General features: G+C 56.7%; 11 protein-coding genes and 1 pseudogene. 6 read left to right on the forward strand and 6 right to left on the reverse strand.

The window, feature by feature from the left end; all coding sequences use genetic code 11:
- Positions 1 to 134 precede the first annotated feature (134 nt).
- The 4 genes from BA177_RS03795 to BA177_RS03810 form a co-directional block, all read right to left on the reverse strand.
- Positions 135 to 1,379, reverse strand: coding sequence for a HipA domain-containing protein (locus tag BA177_RS03795; protein WP_082989845.1), 1,245 nt, complete (start codon positions 1,377 to 1,379; stop codon positions 135 to 137).
- A gap of 300 nt (positions 1,380 to 1,679) precedes the next feature.
- On the reverse strand, positions 1,680 to 3,878 hold the full coding sequence (locus BA177_RS03800) for a TonB-dependent receptor plug domain-containing protein (protein ID WP_156762685.1): 2,199 nt from the start codon (positions 3,876 to 3,878) through the stop codon (positions 1,680 to 1,682).
- Positions 3,879 to 4,203: 325 nt separating this feature from the next.
- Positions 4,204 to 4,428 carry a hypothetical protein gene (locus BA177_RS03805; protein ID WP_156762686.1) on the reverse strand — a complete coding sequence of 75 codons (225 nt, stop codon included), beginning with the start codon at positions 4,426 to 4,428 and terminating at the stop codon, positions 4,204 to 4,206.
- A 30-nt stretch (positions 4,429 to 4,458) separates the two neighbouring features.
- On the reverse strand, positions 4,459 to 4,902 hold the full coding sequence (locus BA177_RS03810; RefSeq protein WP_156762687.1) for an FAD-dependent oxidoreductase: 444 nt from the start codon (positions 4,900 to 4,902) through the stop codon (positions 4,459 to 4,461).
- Between the two features lie 225 nt (positions 4,903 to 5,127).
- On the opposite strand from BA177_RS03810, the pseudogene BA177_RS18850 reads away from it, so the two are divergent.
- The 4 genes and pseudogenes from BA177_RS18850 (at position 5,128) to BA177_RS03830 (ending at position 10,057) form a co-directional block, all read left to right on the forward strand.
- Positions 5,128 to 5,572, forward strand: a pseudogene (locus tag BA177_RS18850) (Csu type fimbrial protein).
- A gap of 314 nt (positions 5,573 to 5,886) precedes the next feature.
- Complete coding sequence (locus BA177_RS03820; protein WP_156762690.1) at positions 5,887 to 7,431, forward strand: hypothetical protein; 1,545 nt, start codon at positions 5,887 to 5,889, stop codon at positions 7,429 to 7,431.
- 109 nt (positions 7,432 to 7,540) lie between these two features.
- Positions 7,541 to 9,088, forward strand: coding sequence for a twin-arginine translocation signal domain-containing protein (locus BA177_RS03825; protein WP_068613046.1), 1,548 nt, complete (start codon positions 7,541 to 7,543; stop codon positions 9,086 to 9,088).
- A gap of 108 nt (positions 9,089 to 9,196) precedes the next feature.
- Complete coding sequence (locus BA177_RS03830; protein WP_197493312.1) at positions 9,197 to 10,057, forward strand: HEAT repeat domain-containing protein; 861 nt, start codon at positions 9,197 to 9,199, stop codon at positions 10,055 to 10,057.
- Between the two features lie 480 nt (positions 10,058 to 10,537).
- Here BA177_RS03830 and BA177_RS03835 read toward each other — a convergent pair whose 3' ends face one another.
- Together BA177_RS03835 and BA177_RS03840 are read right to left on the reverse strand one after the other, a co-directional pair.
- A complete protein-coding gene (locus BA177_RS03835) occupies positions 10,538 to 12,037 on the reverse strand; it encodes a sodium:solute symporter family transporter (RefSeq protein ID WP_197493313.1) in 1,500 nt (499 codons plus the stop codon).
- Between the two features lie 9 nt (positions 12,038 to 12,046).
- Complete coding sequence (locus BA177_RS03840; RefSeq protein ID WP_068613052.1) at positions 12,047 to 13,246, reverse strand: polysaccharide pyruvyl transferase family protein; 1,200 nt, start codon at positions 13,244 to 13,246, stop codon at positions 12,047 to 12,049.
- 312 nt (positions 13,247 to 13,558) lie between these two features.
- On the opposite strand from BA177_RS03840, the gene BA177_RS03845 reads away from it, so the two are divergent.
- Both BA177_RS03845 and BA177_RS03850 read left to right on the forward strand, forming a co-directional pair.
- Positions 13,559 to 14,404, forward strand: a complete 846-nt coding sequence (locus tag BA177_RS03845; protein ID WP_068613055.1) for a fumarylacetoacetate hydrolase family protein — start codon at positions 13,559 to 13,561, stop codon at positions 14,402 to 14,404.
- Between the two features lie 40 nt (positions 14,405 to 14,444).
- On the forward strand, positions 14,445 to 15,341 hold the full coding sequence (locus tag BA177_RS03850; protein WP_082989846.1) for an aldo/keto reductase: 897 nt from the start codon (positions 14,445 to 14,447) through the stop codon (positions 15,339 to 15,341).
- Positions 15,342 to 15,402 lie beyond the last annotated feature (61 nt).

A 15,402-nucleotide genomic window follows, 5' to 3' on the forward strand; every position in this document is an offset into this window, starting at 1 on the left:
AAGCGGAGCATAGCTTCAGAGACGGTGTCGCAAACCGGATGATCGCAAAGAAACTGCTGACTCTATGAGGTGCATTTGCGACCGACAGGCCTTTGATCTAGAGAGTGAAAGTTCGTTCGACCGCACAGTTATTTCTACAACCTCGCGACGTGCTGTTTGACTATCATTCGCATGTCATCGCTTAACGTCAGCTCGGCGGCACGTCGCCAGAAATCGCTTGCCAGCACGGTTGCCTCGTCCCATACATCGAGCGTATTAACGGCGGGCACGGCTTCGTCGACAAGCGTCATTCGCAGGTGGCCACTTGCAGGTGGTGCATACGCCATTGGCAGTTGATCGTAGGCGGGCGCGACTTCATAGCCATGATCGCTCGGAAAGAGCGAGACGTTATACAAATGCCGGTCAGTGTTGGCTATCTGTGCACCGAACGCATCCAGCAGTGCGATTCGCCGGAATCCAGCTTCATTGAGTTCCTTGCTTTGCAGCATCTCGTAGGCGGCATCGGCCCATGATGCATTGGCGCGACCGGATGCCGCAGTCAATGTCAGGACGGCACGCCGCCCCTGTTCGGCCACCCGGTCAAATCGAGTGATAACCAGGAATCGCATTCCATCAGCATCTTTCAGCTGGGATTCTGCGGCATCAATGCCTGCGTCCGCCAATGTTTGTAACGCCACGTGTTCCAGTGCAAGCAGGTCTTGCCAGCGTCTTGCGTTGTCAGTTGCATTCGTCGCAAATTTTACGATCCGGTGTTGGCCATCCAGTAGTGCGGTGAATTTTGGTTGTTCGCCACCGGCAGATGAGCCGATATGCTCGCCAGCAAGTGCCGCCATGGCGCGAGCCGGAAAGTCCTTTTCGGCTGTCTCGTTGGCTCGCAACTGTTGATACCGGTCGAACGATTCCCGGCCAACTACAAGGTTGCCCGGGAGATCTTCACCGCGTTGGCTTATCGCTCGCAGAACGTGGTTATCGGACCAGTCGCGCACATCGTTCGGTAACCCGAGTTCAGCGTGCCGACGAACGAACGACCGACCCAGGAATCCGCGCGGCGCGATATCGTGCATCTCGGGGGGCAGGCCATCGACGATCGTCTCGTCAGGCAACCAGACGGACTCGTCGGCTTCGAGCGTCATGAGCGTACCAGCTGGCGCGATCCTGCCCGCCGAATCAACCCGGAAAACCGGAAATTCATCAGATGAGAGTCCGGCCAACGTTCGCCGGGCCGCGTAGCGCGTCGCCCGGGCCCGGCCAAGCCGGAGCACTCGGTGAGCGTCTTTCTCGTAGGCCCTTTTCAGGGCGACGCGTTGACCCGCAAAACTGTCGAGCAGCTCGCTCGATTTGCGTGATCCGGCCAGCAGGAGCGGTATCAGGTTTGGCATGGTGTAACGATTAATTAATCTATAAGTAACTGTACTATTAGACTATTTACCAAGTATGTCAACGATTTATGTAACGAGTTATTGCAATAAATTACCAAGCCGACTCTATCGTCGACCCTATAACTTCCGAGGATAACGTCGTCTCTCGCTGCCATGTCCTCAGGTCATCTCGGTCAAACGAGCCCAAGAATCGTGGCTCTAGGTTCTGGCCTATACCGGCATAAGCTTTACTGACGCCTCGAAGCACGCTTCCCACTTGGCGTGCCGGCTACTCCGGGATCACGCCATCCGGCCGTCAGATCAAAACACCGTCTGAACCGTCAGTATCAGGCGGCGGAAGCGGCTGCTGCAGGAGTCCTCGATCAACCGGAGCGCACCTTCCATCGTCGTGCCATTGAAGCGCTGGCGCTCCCGGCAACGGAAGTCGTCCAGCGTGTCGTTCGACTCCAGGCGAAAGGTGACGTCGTCGAAAAATACCTTGGAGACGAAAAGGTTGAGGTAAGGCGCATTGTCGTTGCGCGTGATCGTGGCGACGTCGATCTCGTAGTAACCGCCGTCAAAGGGGTAGTGGTATTCCATGCCATAGCTCAGTCCCAGGCCCGGAACATCGTGACGGAATTCGAAATCGGCCTGACCGCGGCCGTCGATGCGTTGCTCGGTACCGAGGAACGGATCGGTCGCATTGGAATCGCTCAAGGCGACTTCCAGCGAGGCAATGGCATCGGGCAAATTCCAGTAGCCGAGGCGAGTGCTGGCGTTGATGGTCATGCCGCGGCGCTCGGCCCGCCCGATGTTACCGACCGCGGACAGGGGTATGCCGGGATCGGTAGTGGCATTGATCCTGCCGATGAAATCTTCAATGTCGGCATGGAACAGGCTGACGCTGAACACGGCCGCGTCTTCGGGCAGGCGGTACTCGGCCTCCACCGAGTAGTTCCATTCCTTTTCCGGCACGAGCTCCGGGTTTCCGGCATCGGCGTTGCGGTCGCGATCGTCTTCGTTAGCGGTCGCGGCGAAGTTGGCGAAGCTGAGCTGGGACACATTGCGGCGAACGGACGCACGTAACTGGAAGTTGTCGGTGATGTTGAACCGGTAGTCCACGGCCGGACGCAGAAAATCGAAATCACGGACTTGTCGCACAGCGCCGCTCTGGGATATTTCCGATGTCTCGTACACGAGACTGCTTTCCAGGTTCATGCGCTCGTTCAGTGTCCAGTTGTGAAAGGCAAAACCCTCGTAGCGGATCTCTTTCACTTCGGTGCCCGGATTGTTCAGCGCCGGTATCGGCGGCAGGCCACCGAAACGGTCCGACGGTGGCTCGGTTCCCCCGGCGCTGCCTATGAACAGGCTGGAGTCGAGTCGTGTATCGGCGCGCTCCAGCCCGAAGCGAAGGCTCTGGTCATCCGCCAATGCAAAGCTGTAGTTGCCCTGAACAATGCGTTCGGTCGTGGCTTCGTTGGATTCGATAAACAGGTTCTTGCTTAGCTCTGCTGTGGGGTTTGCCGGCGGCGACGCGAAACGTTCCCGCACGCTGTCGCTCACATCTTCGTTGGCGATAAACAGAAACTGGAGGCGGGAGTTGTTCGCAAATCGGTACTCATAGTCACCGCCGACTTCCCAATTCTTCTCCGTGTTGTCGATGAGTTCCTCCTCAACACGGGTGAAGGTCTCGCTGTTCACGACATCGACGAAGTCACGGTGGATCGGCCGCGGATAGCTGTTGTCGCTAATCTGTGTGTTGAGCTGCATGCGGTGCGGTCCGCTGTTGTAGCTCATGTTGTTGGAGAACCGGAAATTGTCCTGATCGCGTATGTTGGTCTCGAACAATGTGCCGATGACGTCGCCGTCCGGCGCGAACCGGGTCTCGCGGGTCTCCCGGTTTTCGAAATTCGGGTTTGCCTCCAGATTGAACAGCGCCTGCAGCTTGCCAAGTTGGCGACTGAGGGAAACGGAGGCCCCGGCCTCAAAGGTGTCGTCGTGGTTCAGGCGCAGTATCAACTCCGCCTGGGTGCTGGAGCGCGAGGCGGAATCGCTGAGCACGATGTTGACCACCTGGTTCGCGCCGCGCACGTCCAGATCTCCGGACGTGTCGCGAATGATTTCGATGCGCTCAACGTCGCCAGCGCTGATGCGGCCGAGCAGATCGCTTGGCGAGTTCTCTTTGCCCGCGATACGCTGGCCGTTGATCAGCACGTTGCCGCCAGTACCAAGGCCCCGGTCATCGCTGTCATCCGAGCCATCAAGCGACAGGCCGGGAATGCGATCGAGCATGTCGTTGGCCGTGACGGGATTGTAGGGCGCGAAGAACTGTGCCTGGTAGACAACCGTGGAATTGCCTCCCCGTTCCGTCGTGCTGAATTCTGATTTATTGATCCCCGATACATTCGCACTCAGGGGCGCCTGCTGTGATTCAGCAACAGCGGTCGATGTAATCAGGAGCAAGGCACTCAAGGTCCGGTTCTGCTGAAAGCGAGTCATGATGATCGGCAAGTTTCTCATTATTGTCCGTAGCTTGATTTCCGGGAGGTGGCGAGCGTTGCCAACCCGGAGCGTCAGGTTGTGCCGGTGAAAGTGTATAGAATTTGCACGGCCGGTCACACCGACAGTCAGCACGCCGTTCAACGGGATAAGCGGAATACGCTTCTATGCAGACGGGTTAAGTCTTTTCCCGCGTCCGGCAATGCAACTAGGCAAATCACTCATCACTCACTATCAGTCGCGCTCCGCGATCGAACGTCAGATACGACCATAGCCACTGGATGGCGAAAGTGTGCCTGCTGCGATTGTTGACCAGAAAGTAGATGTGCACGATGCCCCAGAACCGCTACGACAGCCAGCCTTTGAATCGCACACGGCCGAGGTCAACGACTGCTTTGCGCCGACCAATGGTCGCGAGCTGACCGACATCTCGATAGCGGAATTCGTCCGGTTTCCCGCGTAAGCGTGCCGCAATGATCCGGCCGACGAACTTGCCCTGTTGCTTTGCAATCGTGGCGACACCGGGGAGCGGGTTTCCATCGGCACCGACGAATGTTGCGGTGTCTCCCACTACGAACACCTGAGGCAACCCTTCGATTTGCTACTTGCGATCAACAATGACGCGATCGTTGCGGTCTTTGTGAGCTTGCAGCCAGTTCGCGGCGGGCGAGGCCGCGACACCGGCGGCCCAGATTATCGTTGTCGCGGGTATGTTCCCGTCCTTCACCTGCACGCCGTCTGCAGAGCACTGCGTTACTGCGTCACCGAGCCTGATGTCTACGCCGAGTTTCTCCAGAGCGTTCCGCGCGTACTCAGGCATTGCTGGCGTAAACGATGACAGCAATCTTGGTCCTGCTTCAATGAGCAACACGCGCGCCGTTCGCGGATCGATGCGCCGGAAACCCTTTGACAGAGCCTTACGTGCAACCTCGGAGATTGCCCCCGCCATTTCGACACCGGTCGGGCCACCGCCCACTACAACAAAAGTCAGCAATCGCTCGCGTACCTTCCTGTCGGTCTCAATTTCTGCGCGTTCAAACGCCATCAGTACGCGCCGGCGTACGTCCGTCGCATCATTGATGCTTTTCAGGCCGGCGGTGCACAACGGGTGATCGTGACTCTGGACGGCGTACCCGGGCTGCTGGCGACTGGCTCAGTGACCGCCCCGGTATACGGGCGTGTGCCGGGAGGTATTTCTGATTTGCCGGGTGGTGTTTACGTTTCCACCTTCGCGGGTGGTGCGCGGGCACGGTTCTCGTTCAGTAATTCAATGCCCTGCGACGGAATCAACGGCAGTCAATCCAGTGATAGCTTTTCGGCCACCGGATCCATCATCGACAGTTGTGTGGTGGAAGCCGATGACCTGGATTTTGGCGCTCATACGCGACTCAATGCCTCGGTCGATGCAAGCAGCCAGATTCGATTGCAGTGCAGCTACAGCCTACTCAGTGTCGCTTGGCGCGGGTGGCGGCGGGGATCCCGGCGCACGACGAATGCTGCACGGAAGCATTCCGAGCGAACAGATTTGCTATCGGTTGTACAACGACCCCGCGCGTAGCCAGGTATGGGGCGACGGCTCGGGCAGCACGACGACAGTAGGTGGCACCGGCACCGGTGCACTGCAATCGCTCAGCGTCTACGGTCGAATTCCGCTGCAAGCGACACCCCGACCTGGCAAGTATGACGACACGGTAATCGTCACAATCAGTTATTAATAGTTAATGAGGCGGTTTATTGTCTGGCAGCCGATTGGGATGCGTCAGCGCCGTCGCACTAGCTGGGAACGTAGTGATCGAACGGGTGGCGGCCTTGCGGTTTCCGTCGCTGCAGTGAGCCCGCCACGCACAAGTTGCTGACGAGGCGCGTTGTCGTCCGGCAGTGCATTCGTCGTCAGCGCGGGATGATCAGAATCTCTTGAAGTCTTCACAGACTTTCTCCTGTCAGGTCGTCGCGTTGACAAACTGTAACGTTAAAGGCATATTTTGTTCATTCATACAAAATGATCAAGAACCGATTCAGGAGTGCCAAAATGGACAATACCCGTCGTCTCTTCTTGCAGAGTTCCGTCGCAGCAGGCGCCGCGACCGCGGCAGGCTTATCCTGGAGTGGCATCGCAAATGCGCTGGGGAGCAGCGAAAAACTCGAAGTGGCGGCTATCCGCTTCGGTACTACGGCGGATGTAGGCGATACTGGATCCAGCCGGGTCGGTGCGAAGATCGGCGAGGTTGCCAGTCCACTGAAAACGACAGCCATGCTGTTCAAGGACGGCGCGACGCAAGTTTGCCTGGTTGCCTGGGACATCGGCGGCAGCATTGAGTACACCAAGGATCTGGTTACGCGCCGCCTCGGAATTCCGCGGGAAAATGTACTGGTATTCTCTTCTCATAACCACAGCGGTGCACCAACCGGTGCCGGAGATCCTCCACCGTACTTCTACTCGATACCTTACGAGGCACCGGAGAAGCGCAAGCTGACGGGGTTCGGCAAACGGCTCTTCGGGCAGCTCGACGATGCTTTGAAGCGTTTGCCGAAAATGCTGGAACCGGTAACGGTCTGGCACGCGGAAGGTTCCGAGGACCGAATCACTTACTGTCGCAAAGGATACCGAGCCGACGGCTCGACGTTCTTCATGCGCGAAGAAGACCGTGTGTTGTACGGTAAAGACTTCAACGGCGACATCGATCGTCAGGCGCCAGTCGTGGTATTCAAGAACGCCAGTGGCCGGCCAGTTGCCGGCCTCGTGCAGTTCACCGGTCATCCAGTTACCAGTTACCACCCGGAGAAACCGGTTGTGCATGGCGACTGGCCACAGGTTGCCACCGATATCGTTGGCCGCGAACTGGCCGGCGGCAGTGGCGACCCCGTGCCGGTAGGATTTCTGCAAGGTTGCTGCGGTGACGTCAACTCCAAGGAGATGTTTGTTGGTGGTGTCGAGCGAGCCATTGAGTTCGGCGAAATGCTGGGCAGCAGTTACATCAGCGCACTCTCCAACCTGACAGCGTCCGACCGTCCCGGCATGAACTTCACCATGGCACCCGCCGATGTGCCTTGCGGCGAACTGCCGAGCGCGCAGGTGCTACGCGCCGAGATTGCCGAGATGAAAGACTTCATCAAGCGTGCCGACGCCGGCGACGAAAACACCATCACTTGTGTTGGCCTGAACTTCCCGCACGCACTGACACCCAAATACCGCGGTGCCCTGATTGAAGCCGTGTTGCCTTGGAGCGAATGGGCACTTGACCTCCAGGTTACTGGCCGCGCGGACACGGCGATGAAGGCCATCGACATGCCAGTGCACGTCATGCGTCTTGGCGATGTCGGCATACTCGGGCTCAGTTGCGAGCCTTTCCAGGGTATCGGTCGTCGCTTCCGCGAATTGTCACCACTGCCGCTCTCGATCCCCTGCGGCTATACCAACGGTTCGCACGGCTATATCACCGACTCGCCAAATACCGGCGACCGCGAATACATGAGCGCCTTTTATCGCTACACGAAGTTCCGTCCGCCGCTCGCGAAACCCGCCGGCGATGTTCTTGCAGACAGTGGCGTTAAAGCGCTCAAGTCGTTTCTATAGCTAACTCCCACCGGGGCCGCCCGAACCGGGCGACCCCGGTTAGCTGAAAATAAATGCCGCTTCGATTGTGAAAGCCGCGCAAATTTGTCCAGACCCAAGGATTATCTACATGAATCAAAACCGCCGCCGATTCCTTCAGAGCTCTGTCGCCGCAGGGGCCGCAACCGCAGCCGGGCTGTCCTGGAGCAACATTGCGAACGCCTTGGGGAGCAGCGGAAAGCTCGAAGTCGCTGCCATTCGTTTTGGCACACAAGCCGATCTTGGCGACCGGGGAGCCAGCCTGGTCGGCTCGAAGATCGGCGAGATCGCCAGTCCGCTGAAGACAACGGTAATGCTGTTCAAAGACGGTGCCACCCAGGTCTGTCTGGTCGCCTGGGATCTGGGTAATGGCACCATCGAATACACCAAAGATCTGGTCTCACGCCGACTTGGAATATCGCGGGACAATGTCGTGGTATGCGCCTCCCACAATCACAGTGGCGCACCGACCGGCGTCAGTGAACCGCCGTTCTACCATTACGCGAGCGACTTTAATGGCCCGGATAAACGTAACCTCACGCCCTTCGGCAAGCGCCTCTTTGGGCAGATCGACGATGCGTTGAAGCGTTTGCCGAAAATGCTGGAACCGGTCACGGTCTGGCACGCAGAAGGCTCCGAGAGTCGGATCACTTACTGTCGCAAAGGATACCGAGCCGACGGCTCGACCTTCTTCATGCGCGAAGAAGACCGCGTGTTGTACGGTAAAGACTTCAATGGCGACATCGATCGTCAGGCGCCGATTGTGGTCTTCAAGAGCGCCGGTGGTCGGCCGGTTGCCGGCCTGGTGCAGTTCACCGGCCACCCGGTCACCAGTTACCAGCCCGAGCAGCCCGTCGTGTTCGGCGACTATCCGCAAGTTGCAACGGACATCGTGGGCCGGGAACTGGCCGGTGGCAGTGGCGAGCCAGTGCCAGTGGGCTTCCTGCAAGGTTGTGCCGGTGACGTTAACTCCAAAGAGATGTTTGTTGGTGGTGTCGAGCGAGCCATTGAGTTCGGCGAAATGCTGGGCAGTACTTACGTCAACGCGCTCTCCAACCTGAAAGAGTCCGACCGTCCCGGTATGAACTTCACGATGGCGCCAGCAGCCGTGCCCTGCGGCGAGTTGCCGAGCGTAGAGGTGTTACGTGCCGAGATCGCCGAAATGCAGGACTTCATCAAGCGCGCCGACGCCGGCGATGAAAACACGCTGGGTTGCGTAGGTCTTAACTTCCCGCGTGCACTGACACCCAAATACCGCGGCGCTCTTATTAAAGCCGTATTGCCGTGGAATGAGTGGGCGCTCGACCTCAGGAGGACCGGCCGCACCGACGAGGCCATGAAGGCTGTCGACATGCCGGTGGCCGTCATGCGCCTCGGCGACGTCGGCATACTCGGCCTCAGTTGCGAACCTTTCCAGGGTATCGGCCGCCGCTTCCGCGAGTTGTCGCCACTGCCGTTGTCGATCCCCTGCGGCTATACCAACGGTTCGCACGGTTATATCACCGACTCGCCGAATACCGGCGACCGCGAGTACATGAGCGCCTTTTATCGCTACACGAAATTCCGGCCGCCGCTCGCGAAACCTGCCGGCAATGTTTTGGCAGACAGCGGTGTGAATGCGCTCAAGGCATTTCTGTAACCGATGAACCCGGGGCCGCTGTCCTTCTTGTTTGATCGTCACACTTGATGTTGTGGCAGCGGCTCACACCAACCCTCAATGGCAAGACATCATATTCTGATCAGGTCATTGGCCGTAATGCTGGTCACCTTGCAAGGGAGTTGTATCTCTGATGGAGGCAGTCGGAGCGTTGACCTCGACGTTACTCAGGAACAAAAGGCTGCTGACGTCGTGAGACAGAAAAGCATTGAAATTTTACGGGACGCGCTTGATTCCGATGGGTTCTGGATATCCATGCATGCGGCAGAAGCGTTGATACTGGCGGGCCAGCAGGATCGGGTAAGGGCCAGCCTAGAGCCTCGCTTGCTGTCAGAGACCGACGACCGCAAGCGATGCGGATTGGCACGAGAGCTAATTCGAGCGGGAGACAATTCCGCGATGTCCGTTCTGGAAGGTGTTCTTCGAAAGAAAGACACCTATGCCCATGTTCATGCGATGGAAAGCCTCTATAAGGTCGGGCAAATCAGCCCCGGCGATGCGTACCAGCAAGCGACACAACAAGATCTCAATCATGGGTTGAGAATTTGGGCGTCAGCTACTTTGGCCCGGCGTGGCGATGAAGGCGCATTGGCAATAATAAGCGCCTATCTCGATCACCAGGACCCAATGGCCCGGTCTCTGGCGGGCTACGTATTGGGTCAGCTGGGCGATCGTTCAGCGATCGACAAAATACGACGTAATCACCTGAACGCGGAAGAGCCCATTCAGCGTTTCTTCAATGTTGCTGCTCTGGTTTACCTTGATGACTCAGCGCTACATGCTGAGCTGCAAGACTACCTGCTGCATGCCGACGCCGGAATCCGTGCGCTCGCTGCCAATTTGCTGGCGGAAACGCGTTTGGATTCTTATGACGCGGTTCTTCACTCTAACCTTGAAGATTCTGATCCGGATGTTCGGGTGCGTTCAGCCGACGCGATCCTGCGATTCTAGCGTGCTTTAGCCGTTGCACGGTCCCAACGAGTGAAACTCGCGTCGTCGTTTCTGTTGCCCTGCGATGCTGGACAGGGAATCAGGAAACACAAGCTGCCGCCATACTGTTCAGCGGCGATTGGTAACGTCGAGAACACCTAAATTTCTCTGCTGTTGCGGCAACCAATCCATGGGCGAACCCGAATGAATCAGAGGCTCCGTCGTTTCTCGAAGACATCTCTTGCCCCAGCGTCGCAACGGCAACCGGCCGGTCCTGGAGCAGCGTAGCGAACCCGTTCGGGACTACCAGACGTGGTCGGATACGTACGTATTCCAGGCCGGAATACGTGGTTGGTCGGCGGGCGATCAAAGAGCGCAGAGCTGTTTAGCCCTGCCTCGCTGGCGATCCCTCCGTTTCCGGCCGTCGCACTCATCGGCGTTGGCAACCATAGCTGGCTTAGCAATCAGGCCGATTTGACGATTGTTCTAACGGGTGTTCCGTCAGGATGCCTTACGGTGCTTCGCTTTCGGGCCGAGATAGCTTACCGCGGATCCGGCAACCAGGCTTGTGACCAAAGAGCTGATCCCGATGTACTGGAAACTGATCGCCTGTGTGTTTGTGATGAGGTCCCAGTAAGCAACCACCATGCCGGCCAGAAAGCCGAGTATTGTCCCAACGATGGCTCCGGTTGCGGTCGCAAAGGGAACAAAAAGAGCAAAAACAAAAAGACAAAACAGCGGTACGACAAGAATGTTGGCCGTTTTCATGGTCAGTTCGAGAAAGTTACCTGGAACAAATTGCATGAAATGGCTGAGTGCGATAACCAGCAGCCCGGTTCCGGCGACCAGAAATTTACTGCCCGTCGTTTCGCCTGATTCGGAAGCGCCCGCTTGGCGATAGCGATCAACAAAGTCCGTTTGCACAACGGCGGAGATCGAATTGACGCCGGAGTCAATGCTGGACATTGCAGCGGCAAAGATCGCCACCACTACCAGTCCGGAAAATCCAACGGGAAGAAACTCTGCGATGAACAGCGGAAACAACTGATCGGCATTGTTTATCACGTCAACTCCCGGCGGCAGCGACCCGGGAAATTCGTTGAAAAACGCCAACAACCCGAATCCTATCGAGGACAAGATCAGGAAAACAAATACCTGCGCGATCGACTTCACCAGGTACGCTTTTCTCGCTGACTGTGGGCCGTCGGTGGACATGTAGCGCTGTATCGCGACCTGGTCTCCACCCGCCGTTGCTACCTGGATGATGAGAATCGAAATAATTGACCCGACGACGGTTGCGCGAACATGAACGTCGAAACTGAAAAACGGCTGATGATCCCAATGAGGCGCCCATTCAGTAGGTAGCCAATCGAAGCCATTCATCCTCGCGGTGACAATAGCAAGAGTGAGCAACGCGCCGCCCAGTAACAACACGAACTGGATGGCATCAGTCACTATGACCGTGCGAATGCCTCCCATGGAGGTATAAAGGATGGCGATTGATCCTGCGATCATTGCAACTACGGTCGTCCAGTCTTCGCTCAGACCGAGGACGGTAACGAGCGCAATGGCGGTCAAATACAGAAGCAGCGACATCCAGACGAGGCGCAGCAGGATAAACATTATTGCGCCCATCTGTCTGACGTTGGAGCCGAGTTGATTCTCCAGCAACTCGTAAGCGCTGGTGATTCGTCGCTGCATAATCGCAGGAATGAGGATGTAGCCGACGATCCAATAGCTAATGGGAATTGCGAGGAGCCCTGCGACAACGACGGGCCCATGTTTGATCATTTCGCCCGGCTGCGAAAGATAAGAGACAGTGCTCAGCAGTGTCACGAACAGGGAAACACCAACCAGCCCGGCAGGCATATTTCGTCCTCCGGTGAAATACTCCTCTTTAGAGTTCTGGCGCCGGGAGTTGTACCAGCCGAGGAGGACAACACCGATTCCGTATACCAGAATCAGCAGCCAGTCGATCCAATGCAATCGTGAGCCGATCACCAGGGCGTGTTACGGCAAGGATCTTAGAAACGGAGCCATAACCTTCTCGTATGTTTCATCAATACGATCGGTCAGGCCGATATAGCGTCGAAATCCGCTTTGGAGTTCTTCTTCCAGGAACGATCGCAGCTCTTGTGCAAGGTCGTCCTTGGCCGGTGCAACGTCCCACTCTTCCTGGGAAACACAATAGCCGGAAGTACCTCCTTCCTTTGGCGGTCGTACTTCGGTGTCTTCTAGGCGGACGAACCCATCGAACCCGCCGACGCCCAACGTATAGTTGAAGCCGACACCACGGGCATCCTCGGAAATGAGTACAGAGGGTCGTCGTTGCCGGATGAAGCTGAGATGCGCATGGCATTCAAAGCCAACATGAAGGTCACAATCCCGATAAAAATCCAACTTCTTGGAATCGCCGGCCATTTCAAGGACTTCGTATCCGGCCTCGGCTGCATAGGCGCGGATCATGGCGTTTTTCCTGGCAACGTCCGGCCTCATCGAGGCGTCATTGGTCATGCTCTTGTCGTCGAAAGGCGATGCAGCAGGGTCTGTCAAATGAAACGCACAATACCGGGTGGCATCGGGAAACATGTCTTTAAGCAAGTCCAGGCACTGTACGGCCAGGTCCCCGTAAAAAGCGCTCAATGGTGGGCTGAAGACCAGCGTATCGATGTGACTCGGGCGATGAATTGGTGTGCCGAAAAAATCCGGGTCATACCATGAGGGATCGCCCGTCATGACCGTGTTCTCAATACCGTGTTTTCTCAGCACATCCATGAGCAAATACTCGCGACATGAGAACTGGCTGATCCCTGAGGCGACGCGGTGCAGAAACCGGGTGGTTTCCTGAGAGTATTGAGTCGTCTTGCGACTGTACGCGTCACCCGGGTATACATTCCAGTTTGCCCCGACAGGAACCATCGGTACCTTTATACGATCCAGGTTATCAGTCAGCCGGTAGCATCCCGGATACAGCGGGATACCGTCGCGGATAGGAAATGCCGGCAGCAATATTGCGGCCGTGCGGTTGATTTCATCGATGTAATCGTCGAGCGGGTCTTCGCGGAAGATGCTCAGGAACTCAACGTTGCCTTGCTCTCTCCTCACAAGTTTCTCGAGTGCCACTGATATAAGGTGGTCACCCACGTTGGCCGAACTGCGATGGCCGGGGTAAGTGGAGAGTACGGTATATTTCTTCACCGCCGAGGACATCTGCGTATTTCCGGAAGAGTTGGAGAGAATATTTAACGTTATAGTTTGCCCGATTGGATGTCAATTATCTTGCGGGTGATCATCTCGCGGCTTTTGACTCCGGGTTCGGTGGCGGTGCATTTTTCTGCATATCTCAAAGTATCGGTTGACTTTCCAGGTGCGGAAAATTAACGTTAAATGTCGTGAATTTCGCGGGCTTGAACTACAGCTTGCCGGGTAAGGTTTCAGCGAGGCGCGGAGGCCGGCGGTTGTTTTCCACGGCTCGCATCATATGTTCCAAACACAATATTTACGCAATAAAAAGGCACATCAATGAAATTACTTCGAGTAGGACCCCCTGGCAAAGAAAAGCCTGCAGTTCTCGATGATTCTGGTATTCCCCGGGATCTGTCTGCGCACGTGCCGGACATTGGCGGTGCTGCTCTTCTCCCGGAGGCGCTCGAGAAATTGCGCGCGATTGACCCGAACAGCCTTCCGGCACTGAATGCCGATGATCGTATTGGCGCCTGCGTTGCGGGTGCCGGTAAGTTCATCTGTATTGGCCTTAACTTTGCTGATCACGCGAAAGAAGCCGGTGCACAGATTCCTGATGAACCGATCGTCTTCAACAAATGGACCAGCTGCATCGTTGGCCCCAATGACGACGTGATCAAGCCCAGAGGGAGTACCAAGCTCGATTGGGAAGTCGAACTCGGCATCGTGATTGGCAAACCCGGGGCGTATATCGATGAATCGGATGCGGAAGACCACATTGCCGGCTATTGCCTGGTCAATGACGTTTCGGAACGCCATTTTCAACTGGAATGCGGTGGCCAATGGGCCAAGGGCAAGGGTTGCGATACGTTCGGCCCGGTCGGTCCCTGGCTGGTTACGCCGGATGAGATTGACGACGTTAATAATCTGCGGATGTGGCTGGATGTTAACGGCAAGCGTTACCAGGACGGCAGTTCAAGCACCATGATTTTCAAGCCAAACTTCATTGTCAGCTACCTGAGTCGTTTCATGAGTCTGCAAGCTGGCGACATTATCTCAACGGGTACACCGCCGGGCGTTGGGATGGGGCAAAAGCCGCCTGTTTACCTGAATGCTGGTGACACCATGAAACTCGGCATTGAAGGGCTCGGCGAACAGGCCCAGGCCGTTGTTTCAGCAGATTGAAGCCATGAGTACCGCAGCAGGGCAGGAGTACCACTGAGAGATGCCATCCCTTCATCGAAAAATCGGCCTGGGAACTGCTCAATTCGGCATGGCCTACGGCGTGACCAACCGCAGTGGTCAGGTGAATCGCCATGAGTTGGACGAAATCATGGCGATGGCCGCACGCTACGGAATCGATGTATTCGATACGGCACCCGCGTACGACCAGAGCGAGAAGGTTCTGGGGCATTACACAAGCACTCGCGAAGGTCTGCGGATAGTTACCAAAACTCCGCATTTCAAAGCCCCGGAAACGACCGATTCCGATGTGGAGCTGTTGCAGTCGACATTTGCGCAGTCGCTAAAAAGTTTGCAGGTTGATTCTGTACACGCTCTTCTTTTGCATGGCGGCGCCAATCTTCTGCGGCCAAATTCCGGCATTATTTGGGCTGCACTCGAAGCCTTGAAGTCGGAAATGAAGGTTGGGCGGATAGGCGTATCGGTGTATACGCCGGACGAGCTGAAGGGCATCCTCGACCTGTTCCCGGTCGACATCGTTCAGGTGCCGGCGAATATCCTCGACCAGCGTTTCAGCAAGTCCGGGCTGCTGAAGCAGCTCCGAGAGGCCGGAGTGGAGATTCACGTCCGTTCAGCGTTCCTGCAGGGTGTGCTTCTGTCGGAGCCGCATACTCTTGGCGAATTCTTCGATCCACTCAAGCCACATCTACTGTCGTTGCGCCAGACAGCGGCCGACGCGGGCATGTCCATGTTGCAGATGGCGTTGAACTACGTGTTGCATATGGACGAAACAGGCACGGCGCTGGTTGGTGTGGATTCAGCGGCACAGTTCCAGGAAATCCTGGATTCTGTTGACGACGACTTCCAGGTCGACACGGACTGGCAGCGCTGGGCTGTGAATGACACGTGTTGGATCAACCCCGGAGAGTGGAAGCTCTGACTTCCGGTTGTGGTCGAATAAGCTTGAGAGTTGAGGCCGCAGTTAGCTTGAGCGCTACATG

Origin of the sequence: Woeseia oceani (assembly GCF_001677435.1) — a bacterium.
Classification (GTDB): domain Bacteria; phylum Pseudomonadota; class Gammaproteobacteria; order Steroidobacterales; family Woeseiaceae; genus Woeseia; species Woeseia oceani.

Bases quoted from the DNA above. Each gene is read 5' to 3' on its own strand.
- BA177_RS03845 (WP_068613055.1), top strand. From the start codon at position 13,559: ATGAAATTACTTCGAGTAGGACCCCCTGGCAAAGAAAAGCCTGCAGTT.
- BA177_RS03840 (WP_068613052.1), bottom strand. From the start codon at position 13,246: ATGTCCTCGGCGGTGAAGAAATATACCGTACTCTCCACTTACCCCGGC.
- BA177_RS03800 (WP_156762685.1), bottom strand. From the start codon at position 3,878: ATGAGAAACTTGCCGATCATCATGACTCGCTTTCAGCAGAACCGGACC.
- BA177_RS03820 (WP_156762690.1), top strand. From the start codon at position 5,887: ATGGACAATACCCGTCGTCTCTTCTTGCAGAGTTCCGTCGCAGCAGGC.
- BA177_RS03825 (WP_068613046.1), top strand. From the start codon at position 7,541: ATGAATCAAAACCGCCGCCGATTCCTTCAGAGCTCTGTCGCCGCAGGG.
- BA177_RS03810 (WP_156762687.1), bottom strand. From the start codon at position 4,902: ATGGCGTTTGAACGCGCAGAAATTGAGACCGACAGGAAGGTACGCGAG.
- BA177_RS03795 (WP_082989845.1), bottom strand. From the start codon at position 1,379: ATGCCAAACCTGATACCGCTCCTGCTGGCCGGATCACGCAAATCGAGC.
- BA177_RS03850 (WP_082989846.1), top strand. From the start codon at position 14,445: ATGCCATCCCTTCATCGAAAAATCGGCCTGGGAACTGCTCAATTCGGC.